This window comes from Nocardioides sp. NPDC054178, from assembly GCF_055585005.1.
This window is the reverse complement of the sequence record NZ_JBVJKY010000013.1, coordinates 1-14,155: the sequence shown is the minus strand read 5'-3', so window position 1 is coordinate 14,155 and position 14,155 is coordinate 1. Positions and strand designations below refer to the sequence as shown.

Genomic DNA, 14,155 nt, shown 5'->3' with positions numbered 1-14,155 from the left:
GTCGTACGGCGCGCCATCAGAGGTTCTCCCGGATCACGCGGGGCATCACCGAGAGCTCGGCCGGGATGACCCCGACACCGAGCGCTGCGGTGAACCCGACCTGTTGGTGCCTCCAGCAGCGGCGCAGCGCGACGTCGGCCTGCCGGCCGGAGGCCTCCATCGCTTCCACCGTCGAGGAGACCGCGGACTCGTCGACCTCGGCGGGCATCGTGATGGTCAGGTGCATCGAGAAGTTCAGCAGCGCCGCGCCCTTGCGCAGCTCCCGCTGCGTCGAGCGGTGCGCCGACATGTCGAGGTCGTCACCGGCGTCGCCGATCTTGTCGGCGGAGGCCTTGAAGATCGAGGCCCGGATCGAGCGCTTCACCCTCGCCTGCGCCTTATCGGCTGGCTCAGGCCGCCAGGTGATGCACAGCCGCTTGCGCAGCACACCCGATTCGGCTGCCAGCAGCGGCAGGAGTGCGTTGCGGTCGACATCGCTCGAGGGTGCCTTCACCATCGACCACGAAACAGACCGACCTGAGTCGTGCAGCAGATCCCCCGGTCGCTCGATCATCGCGGCGGGGCCTGCGTCCTCCCACTCGGTAGTCCGGTGCCGGCTGATCCGCTGCTCGTCCACATCGCGCGCCGCGGCGGGGTCGTAGGCGAGGTGCAGTTCCTCGGCCAGCTCCAGGAGCTCCATCGGCCGCGCCACCCCAGCCCCCGCGGTCTGCAGGTCAGTGCAGATCGAGTTCAGCTTGGCCGCGACCCAGGTCGCCATCAGCTCGGGCCGCTCCTCCCGCGGCCGCGCCTTGATCGTCTCCGGCGTACGCCAGGTCACCGACGTCCGTGACCCGACCCTCGTCTGACCGGTGCCCTGCTTCGCGGCGGCGGCCCACATTGCTGCCTGGGCGGCCTCGGGCGCCGATGGGGTGATCTGCTTGACGATCGCGTCTCTCGCTCGGCCGCCCGGGTCCGGGACCAGCTCGACCAGCTGCTGGATCCCGACCACGTCCCTGTCGGTGGCGAAGCCTGCGAGGAACGAGCCGTGGCGGGCCACGCGGCGATCGAGGACGTCGTCGTCGACGAGGTCCTGTCCCTCGGGGTAGCAGGCGATCACTACGGTCCAGCGGTGAGCGCGGGTGTGCCACAACAGCGCGAAGCGGCGCCCGCCCGCGGCGAATTCGAACGCGTCGGTCGCTGTCAGCAGGCCCGGGAGCCGGTGGGTGCCGCCAGGCACGACCCCGAGAGGCCCTGAGAGGTAGGCGTTGTGCTTCTTCGCAGCCGCTCTAGAGCCCGTGATCGCGGCGAGCAGGCGTACCGCCGCTGGGTCGCCGTTGACTCGTATCACGAACGGGAGCGTGATCGCGGCAGTCAAGCCGAGCAGGATCAAAGGAACAAGGAAGGTGCTGGTGAGTACGAGCACCAGGATCGAGATCCCGATCCCGACTACTCCCAGCATGGTGGCCACGAGGCCCTGGCCCCACAGCCCCGCTCGCGGAGGAGCCTGGAAGTTGCCGTACGTACGCTCGTTAACCGTCGACGTGGTCACTGTGTCTATCCCCTAGGTCGAGTACCCCGAGAACGGGGTGGGCTTACTTGGTTGCTCCGGACGGCCCAGCCCCGCCACCGTCTTCGGTGCCGTGCTGGACTCCACGCTTGATCGCCGCACCGGTCTTGCGGCCCGCATCGGCGGCCACGACCGCTGCAGCCCCGAGCGGGCCTCCTGCAGCACCGGCGGCGGTCTTCGTCCCAGTGGCTGTTGCGGCACGTGACGCAGCCGGGCCGGTGCCCGTCTTCGCCCCCGCCCGTGCTGCTCCGGAGGGCTCGTAGGACTGCGTTCGTCCGTTAGGACCGGGGCCCTGCGTCATCGTCGCCGGGCCGGTCGCGGCGCCGGTCGACCGCGCGTAGGACGGGGTCGAACTCACCGGCACCGCCCCGGACGGTCCACCAGCTCGCATCCCGGATGCGAGGAGTCCGGCGCCACCCATGCCGCCTCCGCCGCTGGTGACGGCGGCGGCCGCGGGCGTGGTGAGCCGCAGCAGCGCGGGCAGCGCGAGCACTGACGCCACTAGGAGCGCGAGCCCCGACAGGGCGCCTCGCAGCCCCTCAGCGCCTGCGAACTGGACGAGGGCGGCCGCGTAGATCAAACAGGCGATCGGCTTGTAGAGGATCAGCGCGATTCCCCAGGCAAGTGCCTTGTCGAACCAGGGTTTGCCCCATTTGAAGAACGACACCGCGGCGGCGAGGGAGAGGGTGCCGGCGACGATCAGCACCAGCCCGTCACGGAGCACCGACAGAAACAACTGGACCAGGGCAGCGATCGTCGCGACGATCCCGATCAACAGAGCAGCCAGGATCGTTCCGCTGCCACCCGTTGCGAAGTTGCCTGCGAGGGCCTCGTCCGATGTCGTGACTTCGATCAGCTGCTTGCCGAGTGCCTGCTTGTCGACGCTGTCGAGGAACCACCGCCCGAGGCTGTCGCCGCCGGCGATCAGCAGCCCCATCCCTGGGATCGCTATCCACCAGCCGACGAGGAACCGGCCCATCCCGCCGGCGAGGATCTCCAGGCCGCGGGCTTGATACATCGCCACCATGACCCCTGCCACGACGACCCCGCATACGGCGATCAACGACGTCAGGTAGGAGAGGTGCGACTGCATCCAGGCCACGGTCCCCCGTGGCTCGGCGGACCCGCGCTCGGTCGGTGAGGCCGACGGATAGCGTGTCCACCACGTCAACGTCTCAGTCATGAAGGCGCCCGCCGTCGCCTGCGACTCCTCAGCCAGTTTCTGCAGCCACTTCGACGCTGCGTCACCAGCGATCTCGACCGCCGCTTCCTTGACCTCTTCCTTGCCCTTGTTGATGCCGCTCTCGATCAGGCAGCTCGGAGGCCGCATCGGCGCGGGGAGGTTGCACATCGGGTTGCTCGACTTGGTGTCCGCGGCCGTCGCGGAATCGCTCCAGCCCGGTGCGATCAGGACGAGTGCCACGACGATGGCCGCGAAGAGAGCACGGAAGCGGGTCCTCATAGGAGAGAGCCCTTCCAGTCGCTGTTCTTGACCACCTGCCAGCCAGCCTGCGTATAGGCCGCCGTTCCTGGCTTGGCGTACTGCGGCGCCTCCAACTCCTCGAGATCGGGCAACCGGGAGCCGGTGAGGTCGATCCACCAGCGGTCGCCTTCCCAATAGACCACCGCTCCGGTGGCTACGGGCACTTCAGAGGTGGAGCCGTCTCCCTTCGTGAGTTCGACACTCATCGATACGCTGACGAGGTAGACATCCGTCGCCACTGCCTCCCACTTGATTCCCTCAAGCTCGGCAGCTGCTGATGGTCCCGCTGGCGCAGGCCCATTCAGCTCCACCCCAAGATTCTTTCGCTGGAGCGTGACGAGGTTCTCGGCTACGTCGGAGTAGCTCATCTCCGCGGTGGGAGCTATGTACAGCGGGGCCCACGATTCGGCTTTGTCATAGTCCAGAAGGGCGACCTGCGACACCTCGTACGCGGCCACGAACGCAGCGGCGCCTTCGTCATTGTGCGGGTATCCGATCGGATACCCGTTCTCCGAGGTCGCTGGCGCTGGCAGCGTGACAAAGCCCTCAGGCACGGCGGGCGCCGTGGAAGCGGGTGAGCCGCTGGTCGCCGGGTCACCTCCCCCGGTGGGATCACTTGTCGGAGCGCCATCCCGGTTGCTGAACACCAGGGCAGCAGCGAGGACGATCACGATGACCAGCAGGCCACCGATGGCGGCGGTCACGAAGATGGATCGCTGCTTGGTGTCATCTCTGTCGGGCTGATTAGCCATCTGTCTGTCGTCCTCTCGGAGACTGGGTGGGTTAGATGAGAGCGCTGACGAAGCCGGAGGCGGAGCCGACCACGATGCAGCCGACGCACGCCCAGCCGAGTGCCTTGACGCCACCGGGGATCTGCTCGCCGTCGCGGTACGCAGCGGCGATCCGGACGCCGGCGATGACGACAAACACGACTAGCGCGAGGATCGCGAGCACCAAGACCCACCCGGCGATGGTGTCGAACTTCTCCATCCCGGGAGGTCGCCGCGGGCTGATGTCGGGTGCCGTCCCGCTTGGGAGCCCCATGGCGTACGTCTGGATCGAGGCTGTCGCCTCGGTGGCCTCGAACATGAATCTGGTGAACATCACTTCCCCTTCGTGGTGATCTCTACTTGGTCTGGTCTCTACGGCTGGTCGATCTGTACGACCTGAACGCCCGGCTGGACGCCGGCTCCGGCGCCCACCTCGAGGCGCGCCACCGGCGGGGCCGGCGGAGGTAGCTGCGGACCGGGTGCTGTGGCCGTGGTCGACGCCATCGGCAGCAGTTCCAGGTCGGTGCGGATCTCATCGGCGATCGCCGAGGGTGCCCACTCGCCATCGAAGGTCCGAGTCGACCAAGTCGGCTCCCACGGGAGGGTCCATACCCGGGGAACCAGGCTCTGCACGTGGGCAAGGCGGCGGCGTGCGTCCCGCGGTTGCCGCTTCCCCGGCATCTCGACGGCGAGGACGCCGGCCAGGCCGGCGTCGGTCGAGAGCTCCTGGCGGGCGTGCTGCGTCGCAGCGGCCATTGCTGCCTCGGCTCCCCCTACGGTCGCCCAGCAAACGATGACGACCGTCGCGCGAGGACCTGCGCTCGGCGGCCCGACGTAGGGCGGCCAGATGCTCTGTGCGTCCTCGCCAAGTCCGACGGTGGCCTTCACCAGGCCGACCGGGGCTTCAGGGACACCGACGCCGAGCCACCACAGGCCGCCGGTGGCGCCGGTGCCCGGTCGCCCGGACGGGAGCTGGCCGTAGCCGAGATGGCTGATCCCCATCTTGAGACCCCAGCCTGGGGCGAACACCTGATTCGCCATCTTCATCGCCTCCCGAGCGACTGCGAGTGGCCTACGACGCGATCCGTCCCCGCCACGGTAAAGCGCAGCGCCGACACCTTCGGCCAAACAGATGTCTCTCCATGCCCCTGGCCGCAGCCCGAGCTGGTGCTGGTCATGCGTTCCCTCCCAGATTTGGTGAGTCTCCCTTTGTTATTCCCCGGATTCGCGAGTTCAAACATGAAGGAACAAAAATTGTTTCGTTTGAGACAGGTTCGGCGAAAACCTCTTACGTCAGCCGTAGAAGCACCCTCCCCTGCAGGCTCTACGCTAACATAGTCCCGTGTTAAACACGGGACAAACGCGAAAGAGCAAGCCCCCAACCGATCGGCCCCTGCCGCAGGCGTCGGTCGGCAGCGGCACAATGGCGTCGTGCCCCGCCTCATCCGCCCCGATCCTCCTCCGCCCATGAGCGTGACAATCGCGGTGCGGGTGTTCGGATCGGAGACCTTGGTGGCACTGATCCGCTACTACTGGACCTCCCCTGGATCCCAGCAGGACGCCGCCACGACGCTCGACATTCCGAACCAGCTCGTCTCGACCAACACACGGCTCCTCCTGGACGCCGGCGTGGTGATCGCTGACCCACCGGCCCGTGGCCGGAGGCCTGGTCGGTACGTGGTTGATCAGGACCGCGTGCACCATCTCCTCGAGGCGCTCCGTCGATACAGCATCCCTGAGTGAATTTGCGCCGTTTTTAACGCGGGGCGAGATCGGCGACACGCCGCGTCAAATTGGGCCGTTTTTTCGTCGATACCGGAATGATCTGAGTTCAACGAACTACTCGACATTCCGGAGGTGAAGCCCGATGCCAGCTGTTAAAGGTCGCCGCCACGGCGAACATCGCCGTACGGCCCAGATCAAGGGGACGATCCGTACGTCCACCCGCGAGAAGGCCAACGCTGCCGCCGATGCACTCGGGATCTCTGTGTCCGCGTACCTCGACGCACTCATCGACCAAGACCAGGTCGACGCCACCGGAAAGCCCCTCTGGGGCAGCAAACTGGGCCGCGACCCGGAGTTGGAGCTCCGCATGACCGGCTGACTTGATCGGGGCAAGACCCCGAAAACGCCCGAAGGCCCGTCTGCTACCAACAGAGGACCTTCGAAGAGTTCGGACTGAGCTACCAACTCAGGGATTCCGACTTATGACAACCCGTTCCCTTTTCCCAGAGGAGATCGAGGTGGCTTTGTGCTACCTACTCTAACAAGCCGCGCACTGAATGCGCCACAAGTCCCGGCGCGTCGTGTCGGCAGTGGCGTACCGGGCGTCCCCAATCGCGCGGAGCAGGTGTGGGCGACGTTGGCGCCCCGCCTCGCAGCCCGGGGTCGCGTCCGAGTCGCTCGCGACGGCCGCAACTACCGGCGCAAGCACGAGCGCACGATCACCGGCACCCTGCCGTCTCAGCCTGCCGCGGTGCTCCTCTACGACGACAACGGCTGCGCCCCAGTGTTCGTGGTCGACCTCGACGCCAAAGGCCCCGAGCCCACCGTCGAGCGCGACTTTGTCGCGCTCATCGGGCTCCTGGAGGCCGCTGGACTGACCTCGTGGTTCTCCGACCACTCCCCCAGCGGCGGCCGGCACCTGTACGTGCCCGTCGCTGGCGGCATCCCGTTCACCGAGGCCCGCGACGCCTCCCGGATGCTCGAGCACCGGCTGACCAGTGCCGACAAGCTGCCCATGTCCGGGATCTCCGAGGGCTGCATCCGCCCGCCGGGCTCGGTCCACCGCAGCGGCGGTCACCAGGTCCTCGACTGCACGCTCGAGCACGCCGTCGCCGTCCTGGAGAGCCCCAACGCCTCTGAGGCCTGGGATCGGTTCACCGCCGAGCTGCAGCGTCACCACGGCCCGCTGCCGGCTCCGGCCGCATCACCGATCGAGCTGGTCGACGACGAGACCCAGCTCGACCCGCTGCCCGGATACACCGCAGCGCCCTCGGACAACTTCCAGGCCGTCGCCCGCACCGGCGACTACGACTCCACCCGGTACGCCAGCCCGTCTGAGGCGCGCCAGGCCGTCCTGTGGGCGTCCGCGGCCGCGGGCTGGCGGCTCGTCGACGTCGCCCGCCGCATCGAGGACGGGACCTGGCCGGGCCTCGCCTCCTTCTACGCCCGCTACTCGGCCGGCCACCGGCACAAGGCGCTGAGCCGCGACTGGCAACGCGCCCTGTCCTTCGAAAAGCGACGTCGCGAATCACACCGGGATAACTCCGTTCGCCTACGCACCACAAGCCCGCATAAGACACAGCGGGGGCAGCGACCAGGGTCTGCGATAGTGCAACGTCCCGCTGCGATCTCCCAATGGGTCCGGGAATGGCTGGCTGCCGTCGACTTCCTCCACGGACCCGAGACCCATCTCGGCGTACGCGCGGTGCTCTACGCGCTGGCCGAAGCCGCCGCCCTCACCCAGAGCCGCGTCGTCGAGCACGGCAACCGCTCCCTCGCGATTGCCACCGGCCTGGATCACAGCACGGTCGGCCGGGTACTGCGGCTGCTGGAAGACCAGCCCTCCGACCGGCTCCTCCTGCAGATCGTCCGTCGGGCCAAGGGCGTCCACGCCCACGCGTACGAACTCCGCATCCCGCCTCTCCTGGCCGCTAAGTGTGCGGAGAAGCCGTGGCGAGCCGGCCGGATCCACGCGATCCGACCCGTCTTCCGCGACCTCGGCCTGCCGGCCGCGTTCGTCTACGCCGCTCTCGAGCAGGTTCGCCACCGTGGCGAGGCCTCCATCGGCGGGCGCGAGCTCGCCAGGCTCGCCCGCGTCGGGGTCACCAGCACCTACGACGCTCTCCAGACCCTCGCCACCCACGGCCTGGCCGAACGCGTTCCCCCAGATCAGGGCGGTGGGTGGTGTCTCGGAGACGCCTCGCTCGCTCAGCTCGCCGAAGCCTGGGGCATCACCGACGCCATCCGCGCCCAGATGGCCCGCTACCGAGCCGAGCGCGCCATCTGGCGCCACTGGCTCACCACTCGCGGCCGCCTCGACCCGCAGCTGCTCGCCGCCGGCGAGCAGCCAGCCCAGAACCCTGACCCTCCCTCACGCCTCGACAGAGGACCCGATCAACCAGCCGATCCCCCGCCACGATGGTTCGATGACACCACTAGCCTCCTGGAGCTCCTCGAGCGCGAACTCGGTGCCGTCGCCGTCTGAGAGACTCACCCACCTGACGTGAAGGAGCAACGCTCGTGAGCACGCCCGCCGTTCCCGACGGATACGCCGAGGTCCTCGCCCGGCTCAAGGACCGCGTCCGATCCGCGCGGCTGAGCGCCGTCCGCAAGGTCAACACCGAGCTCCTCAGCCTCTACTGGGAGATCGGCCACACGATCCTGGAGCGCCAGGCCCGCGACGGCTGGGGCACCGGGGTCATCACCCAGCTCGCCGCGGATCTACGCCACGAGTTCCCTGACATGCGCGGGTTCTCACGCAGCAGCCTCGAGTACATGCGCAGATTCGCCCGCGCCTACCCGGGCGACGCATTTCCCCAACAACCTGTTGGGGAACTTCCGTGGGGCCACGTCACCGTGCTCCTGGACAAGCTCGACGACCAACCGACCCGTGACTGGTACGCCGCCGCGGCCGCCGCGGAGGGCTGGTCGCGCAACGTGCTCCTCAACATGATCATGGGCCAGCTCCACCGCCGGATCGGCGCGGCTCCCTCGAACTTCACCGAGGCGCTCCCCGCCACCCAGACCGATCTCGCCCGCGAGCTGACCAAAGACCCGTACGTCTTCGACTTCCTCGCCCAGACTCGGCCCCGGCTCGAGCGCGACCTCGAGCAGGCCCTCATGGACCGGATGCAGCAGACCCTGGCCGAGCTCGGCAGCGGCTTCGCCTTCGTAGGCCGCCAGGTCCACTTCGAGGTCGACGGCGACGACTTCTACATCGACCTGCTCTTCTTCCACGTCACCCAGCTGCGCTACGTCGTCATCGAGCTCAAGAGCGGCAGGTTCACACCACGAGACGCCGGCCAACTCGGCTTCTACGTCGCCCTCGTCGACGACCGACTCCGAGACACCGACACCCATGCCGAAACCGTCGGCATCCTCCTGTGCGCCGACAAGCACGACGGAGTGGTCGAGTACGCGCTGAAGACCATCGACCAACCTGTCGCGATCGCCCGCTACACCTACGACACGCTCCCCGACGACGTACGCGACCTGCTCCCCTCCCCCACCGAAGTCCTCGGCGCGATCGACGGCGCCGACGACTCCAAGGCCGGGCAGGCAGGCCGGAAATAGCGCGGACCCGGCTGGCCCACCGTCCGGAGGGCTGCCGGGTCTACTTCGCGGGCCTACAAGGCCGTTGCCGCTCCATCCTCCCACGCTCAGGCTCCCCGCCGGGAGAGCTTTTCAACCTCGACCACACCGGCCAGCCTCATGCGGTGTCGCGTGACCCCGCGACACTAGCCGCCGACAAGCCCCAAGGTTCGCCGCGTGACCCCAGAATCTGTCGGTGCCATCCGAGACAATCACCCGGTGAGCAACGAGCAAGCCGACTTCACCCTCCACGCCTGGGTCGACGAGTCGATCCACCTCGACGCCGGCTTCTACCTCATCGCGGCCGCCATAGCCGACCCCACCGACTGCGACCAGCACCGTGACACCGCGCGAGGCCTGGTTCGCCGAGTCGGCGGTCGCCTCCACTGGCATCACGAGCTCCCCAAGGCCAAGGCCCGCATCGCGGAGGCCTTCGGCCAGCTCGATCTCGCTCACACGATCGTCGTCGCCAGCCCGATCGATCCCCGCCGGCAAGAGCGAGCGCGCCGCAAGTGCCTCGAACGACTCCTCCCAGAGCTCGAGCACACCGGGATCACCCAAGCATGGTTCGAGACCCGCACCGCACGACTCAACCGTCAGGACTTGAAGATGGTCGACGCAATGCGAAGCAGCGGAACGCTCACCGGCGCACTTCGGGTCGACTTCGCCAACCCGAACGTCGAGCCGATGCTCTGGATCCCCGATGTCATCGCCGGCGCTGTCGGAGCAGCACGCCGGGGCGACCCCTCGTACAAGAGCAGTCTCAGGGCACCCATCGACGAACTCGACGTCTACCTCTAAAAGCGCGAAACCTGGGTCCCGCCCTACGGCGGTATCCCAGGCTCACTTCCTCACACCCGCGCCGGGGGAGGCTACGCCTTCAACTTTACAGGCTGAACCTGTAACTGCCCAGCCTCTAGCTCACCGAGATCAACCGGCGACGAACGGCCAGCTTGCGCTCCAGATCAAGAGCGGGAAAGGCCCACGGCCCGGCTCCGCCGGGATCGAGCCGGCGTACGCCGGCACAGCCCTTGTCTTTTTCTCCCTCCCCGGACGTCCAATCATGACGGCCGCGCTCCTCCACGCAACCACCGCGCCTACGGCGCCGGCCTCCACCCAGGAACATCGGTCCGGCGCTCCGCAAGCTCCGCTTATTTCCTCCCCGATGTTCCTGGCCTCCAGCCGGTGCCGGTGGTTGCGCTCCGTCGCTCCACCGGCCGTCCTGCTTCTCCTTGCCCGGGGAGGGCGAAAAAAGGGTCGGCAACCCAGAAGCCACCCACCCTGTCCCGGCGCAGGAAGGGTCAGTCATGACCACCACTCAGAAGAACACCAGCAAGATCCAGGCCACGCCTGAGGCGTACGAGGCAGGGACCACCGTGCACGTGGCCCCCAGCACCCTCCTCCTGGAGCGCAACATCCGCACCGTCCCCCGTGACGAGGCCTTCGCGGACCTCACGCGGTCGATCACCGAGGTCGGAGTCCTCGAGCCCATCGTGGCCGTCACCACCGCCACCGGTGACCTGCTGGTCCGGTTCGGCGAGCGCCGCACCCTGGCCGCGATCGAGGCCAAGCGCGAGACCGTGCCGGTCTACATCGCCGGAGCCGACTCCACCGAGACCGCCGACGAGGTCGCCCGCGTGATCGCCCAGCGCGACGAGAACACCCACCGCGCCGGTCTGACCACCTCCGAAGAGGTAGGAGTCGTCGAGCAGCTGGCTGCCTTCGGCCTCTCCCCCGCCCAGATCGCCAAGCGCACCCGCATCAAGCGCGACACCGTCGACACCGCCCTGGCCGTGTCCGGCTCGGAGATCGCCCGCAAGGCTGCAGCGCGTTACGACACGCTCACCCTCGACCAGGCGGCAACCGTGGCCGAGTTCGAGGACGACGCCGAGACCGTCAAGACGCTCGTGCTCGCCGCCCACGACGGCCAGTTCGAGCACGCCGCCCAGCGTGCCCGCGACGAGCGCATCATGGCTCGTGCCAAGGCCAAGGTCCTCGCCGACCTCGCCGCCGCGTCCGTGACCGTCATCGAGCAGCCCGGATACGACGACAACAGCGCCAAGGCCCTGACCCGGCTGCAGATCTCCTCCGAGGACACCACCACCCTCACGGTCGAGACGCACGCCACCTGCCCCGGACACGTCGCCTGGCTCAGCCAGGCCCAGGTGTGGGTCGACCGAGACGGTGACCCGGTCGTCCTGCCGGAGGAGCCCGACGAGGACGCCGACGACGAGGCATGGAGCACCTACGACAGCCAGGTCGCGGACCTCAAGGCCGACGCCCGCAGGATGTCGCTGCCTGCCCCGGTGTTCGGATGCAGCGGCTGGCGCAAGCACGGTCACCACGACTCCTACTCCTGGGGCAGCAGCACCAGCACCAAGGTGAAGGCCTCGGACATGAGCGAGGAGGAGCGTGCCAAGGCAGCGGCCAGTCGCAAGCTCGTGATCGAGAACAACAAGGCCTGGGCCGCGACGCAGCCCGTACGCCGCGACTGGCTGGCCACCTTCGCCAAGTCCAAGACCACGCCGAAGGGCACCGCAGCGTTCCTCGCCACGGCGCTCTGCCACGACGCCGAGATCCTCCACGAGCGCGACGCCAACCGGCTCGCCGCCACCTGGCTCGGCAAGAAGGAGCCCGAAGGGTACGCCCGCGCCGACCTCTCCCCCGCCAAGTCCGCCACCGACCAGCGCGCCTACATGGCCGTCCTGATCCAGGTCCTGGCCGCCCACGAGGTCGACATCCGTGACAACTCCTGGCGTCACGACGGCACCAAGAACGCCGTCGGCCGCTACCTCCGGTTCATCGCCAGCGCCGGATACGGCCTCTCCGAGGTCGAGAAGTACGCAATCTCAGCCGAAACCGCCTGATCCGAAATCCTCGATCTGAGGCCCTGGGAGCCGCAAGCGGCTCCTAGGGCCCACCGAGGGGCCTGAGATCGCCTCAGAACGCCCCTCGCGACGCCGACAGGCATCAACGAACCACGCCCGACGACCGAACGAGTCACCAACTCTCAATTCAGAGTCGGAAGTCTGTAAGTCCCGAACTATCGGACTCTGTCTGACATACCCTCGGCATCTTCACTCCAGAATCAGGCTCTTCCGGAGTCTGTAAGTCACAGACTCCGGACCTCTGGAATATGGCCTCTCGATACCGAACTAACAGAGTCCGGAACTACCAAAGAAACAGAGAACCGAACATCGGAAGTAACGGAGTACGGAACTTCCGATGTTACGAAGTAACAGAATCACAAACTCTGGAAGTTACGAACTGCCGAACTTGCAGACATTCGGAGTGTCGGACAGACAGAGTGCCTGAACTCCGGTACAACCGGAGTCACGAACCTTGGGAGTCCGGACCTCCCGGACTCCGAAAGATCCGGAAGATACAGGACCTCCGGAGTTCCGGAACTCCGGCACTAACGAACATCGGTAGTCCCGAACTACCGAAGAACCGGACGACCAAACTTCGGAAGTCCGCAAACTCCGGAAGTACCGAAGTAACAGACCCCCGCACTTCGAGCGCGGCTGACGTCGCGCTTGGAACTACCGGACTTACAGAGTCCCAAACTCACAGGAGCCTCGATATGTGGATCGTCGCGATAGCCGGCCAGAAGGGCGGCATCGGCAAGACCACGACGGCGATGAACCTCGCCGCCGTACTTCAGCAGAGCGCCCGCGTGCTCCTTGTCGACGTCGACAACCAGAAGTCGGCCGCCTACTGGGCCGACCAGGCAGGCGACAACCTGCCCTTCGACGTTGCCGACGACACCGACCCCAAGAACCTCTCCCACCTGCGCCGGCTGGCCGACTACGACGTCGTCGTCGTCGACACCCCAGGCTCGCTCGACGGCAAGGACGTGCTCAGCACCGTCCTGAGCCAGGTCGACTTCGCCATCCTGCCGAGCGAGCCCGCGCCCCTCGCGATCCCTCCGCTCATCCGCACCATCAAGGACCTCGTCGTTCCCGCAGGCGTCGACTACCGCGTGGTGATCAACAAGGTGCCCCCGCGCGAGCTCCAGGACGCCGAGGACGCCGCCGAGCTGCTCAAGTCCGCGGGCATCCCGCACTTCCGCAACTTCATCAAGGAATACAAGATCCACAAGTACGCCCCCATCGAGGGCAAGGTCGTCACCCAGTACGGCAGCAACCGCGAAGCCGTGCGGGCCGCCGAGGACTTCCGCAAGGTCGCCCTCGAGCTGATGACCCACTGGGCCAACAACCCAGCTGACGTCACGAGGGACTCCAGCCTGAAGGCGGTCAACTGATGGCACGACCCAAGCTCACCAACCTCATCTCCAACCTCGAGGGCACCGCCCCCGAGCCCGTCGAGGCGTCCGAACCGCGTGAGGAGACGCCGGCAGAGGACGCCGGCTCAGCGCCGGCGCTGCAGAGCGTCCCCTCCGCACCCGTGGAGGCACCCGTCGAGACGCCGGTCGTCGTGGAGACGGCCGAGCCGAACCCTGCGCCGGCACCGAAGAAGCAGAGCGCCGCGAAGCCCGCGACCACCAAGACCGCGGCCACCAAGACCGCCGCCACCAAGACCAAGCCCGCGAAAGCCGCCCCGGTCGTCGAGGACGGCGGCCCGCGCTACCTCCAGCTGACCCGCAAGGAGGCCCGGTTCACCGAAGAGCAGCTCGACGGACTCACCGTCCTGACCCGCCGGCTCAACAAGCGCCGCGGGGGAGCGGGGGAGCGGTTCACCGACAACACCTTGATCCGCGTCGCCGTCGACCTGCTCCTCTCCGAGGCCGAGACCCTTCTAGGCGGCGGGGTCGCCACGACCGAGGACGAGATCCGCGACCTCCTCGGAGTCCGCGCCACTTCGTAACCACCACCACAGACGCAGCGCGAGCAATCTGGGAGCACGCGCAGCACCGCCCCGGCGAGCAATCTGGGAGCACGCCAGGGCAACAGCAGGCCCGGCAACCAATCCACTCCGGATGGTTGCCGGGCCTTCCTGCGTCTCGACGCCGCCGGCCTAGGGCCTCTCTCCTCCTCCTCCTCCTCCCCCCCAGGCCGAAGCCGGGGGAGGGGGAGTCGC

13 protein-coding genes are annotated in these 14,155 nt (G+C 67.6%); 8 read left to right on the top strand and 5 right to left on the bottom strand.

What is annotated here, in order from left to right; translation table 11 throughout:
• Positions 1 to 16 precede the first annotated feature (16 nt).
• The 5 genes from ACZ6WN_RS29575 to ACZ6WN_RS29555 are packed head-to-tail and all read right to left on the bottom strand — an operon-like array spanning position 17 to position 4,840.
• A complete protein-coding gene (locus ACZ6WN_RS29575; RefSeq protein ID WP_179661789.1) occupies positions 17 to 1,528 on the bottom strand; it encodes an SCO6880 family protein in 1,512 nt (503 codons plus the stop codon).
• Positions 1,529 to 1,571: 43 nt separating this feature from the next.
• Complete coding sequence (locus ACZ6WN_RS29570; protein ID WP_465869863.1) at positions 1,572 to 2,969, bottom strand: hypothetical protein; 1,398 nt, start codon at positions 2,967 to 2,969, stop codon at positions 1,572 to 1,574.
• A gap of 35 nt (positions 2,970 to 3,004) precedes the next feature.
• On the bottom strand, positions 3,005 to 3,781 hold the full coding sequence (locus ACZ6WN_RS29565) for a hypothetical protein (RefSeq protein WP_179661787.1): 777 nt from the start codon (positions 3,779 to 3,781) through the stop codon (positions 3,005 to 3,007).
• A gap of 31 nt (positions 3,782 to 3,812) precedes the next feature.
• On the bottom strand, positions 3,813 to 4,133 hold the full coding sequence (locus ACZ6WN_RS29560) for a hypothetical protein (protein ID WP_179661786.1): 321 nt from the start codon (positions 4,131 to 4,133) through the stop codon (positions 3,813 to 3,815).
• Between the two features lie 38 nt (positions 4,134 to 4,171).
• Entirely contained in the window at positions 4,172 to 4,840 is a 669-nt protein-coding gene (locus tag ACZ6WN_RS29555; protein WP_179661785.1) for a hypothetical protein, read from the bottom strand.
• 390 nt (positions 4,841 to 5,230) lie between these two features.
• Here ACZ6WN_RS29555 and ACZ6WN_RS29550 point away from each other — a divergent pair, with 390 nt between their 5' ends.
• From ACZ6WN_RS29550 to ACZ6WN_RS29515, 8 genes are all read left to right on the top strand, one after another.
• Positions 5,231 to 5,542, top strand: coding sequence for a hypothetical protein (locus ACZ6WN_RS29550; protein ID WP_465869861.1), 312 nt, complete (start codon positions 5,231 to 5,233; stop codon positions 5,540 to 5,542).
• 124 nt (positions 5,543 to 5,666) lie between these two features.
• Positions 5,667 to 5,903 (top strand): hypothetical protein, encoded by a 237-nt coding sequence (locus ACZ6WN_RS29545; RefSeq protein WP_179661783.1) that lies wholly within the window; start codon positions 5,667 to 5,669, stop codon positions 5,901 to 5,903.
• A 258-nt stretch (positions 5,904 to 6,161) separates the two neighbouring features.
• The gene (locus tag ACZ6WN_RS29540) at positions 6,162 to 8,009 is read left to right on the top strand and encodes a MarR family transcriptional regulator (RefSeq protein ID WP_179661782.1); all 1,848 of its coding nucleotides are present in this window, start codon (positions 6,162 to 6,164) and stop codon (positions 8,007 to 8,009) included.
• Positions 8,010 to 8,044: 35 nt separating this feature from the next.
• On the top strand, positions 8,045 to 9,097 hold the full coding sequence (locus ACZ6WN_RS29535) for a PDDEXK nuclease domain-containing protein (protein WP_465869859.1): 1,053 nt from the start codon (positions 8,045 to 8,047) through the stop codon (positions 9,095 to 9,097).
• Positions 9,098 to 9,334: 237 nt separating this feature from the next.
• Positions 9,335 to 9,916: a Rossmann-fold NAD(P)-binding domain-containing protein gene (locus ACZ6WN_RS29530; protein WP_179661781.1), complete on the top strand. Its 582-nt coding sequence runs from the start codon at positions 9,335 to 9,337 to the stop codon at positions 9,914 to 9,916.
• 506 nt (positions 9,917 to 10,422) lie between these two features.
• Positions 10,423 to 11,982 (top strand): ParB/RepB/Spo0J family partition protein, encoded by a 1,560-nt coding sequence (locus ACZ6WN_RS29525; protein WP_179661780.1) that lies wholly within the window; start codon positions 10,423 to 10,425, stop codon positions 11,980 to 11,982.
• 716 nt (positions 11,983 to 12,698) lie between these two features.
• Positions 12,699 to 13,379: a nucleotide-binding protein gene (locus ACZ6WN_RS29520; protein WP_179661779.1), complete on the top strand. Its 681-nt coding sequence runs from the start codon at positions 12,699 to 12,701 to the stop codon at positions 13,377 to 13,379.
• Positions 13,379 to 13,942: a hypothetical protein gene (locus ACZ6WN_RS29515; protein ID WP_218861832.1), complete on the top strand. Its 564-nt coding sequence runs from the start codon at positions 13,379 to 13,381 to the stop codon at positions 13,940 to 13,942. Before ACZ6WN_RS29520 ends, ACZ6WN_RS29515 begins: the two co-directional genes overlap by 1 nt.
• Positions 13,943 to 14,155: the final 213 nt, after the last annotated feature.

What these genes read in the sequence shown, in the direction of transcription:
- ACZ6WN_RS29565 (WP_179661787.1), bottom strand. Translation starts at nt 3,781, where the DNA reads ATGGCTAATCAGCCCGACAGAGATGACACCAAGCAGCGATCCATCTTC.
- ACZ6WN_RS29560 (WP_179661786.1), bottom strand. Translation starts at nt 4,133, where the DNA reads ATGTTCACCAGATTCATGTTCGAGGCCACCGAGGCGACAGCCTCGATC.
- ACZ6WN_RS29555 (WP_179661785.1), bottom strand. Translation starts at nt 4,840, where the DNA reads ATGGCGAATCAGGTGTTCGCCCCAGGCTGGGGTCTCAAGATGGGGATC.
- ACZ6WN_RS29545 (WP_179661783.1), top strand. Translation starts at nt 5,667, where the DNA reads ATGCCAGCTGTTAAAGGTCGCCGCCACGGCGAACATCGCCGTACGGCC.
- ACZ6WN_RS29525 (WP_179661780.1), top strand. Translation starts at nt 10,423, where the DNA reads ATGACCACCACTCAGAAGAACACCAGCAAGATCCAGGCCACGCCTGAG.
- ACZ6WN_RS29520 (WP_179661779.1), top strand. Translation starts at nt 12,699, where the DNA reads ATGTGGATCGTCGCGATAGCCGGCCAGAAGGGCGGCATCGGCAAGACC.
- ACZ6WN_RS29515 (WP_218861832.1), top strand. Translation starts at nt 13,379, where the DNA reads ATGGCACGACCCAAGCTCACCAACCTCATCTCCAACCTCGAGGGCACC.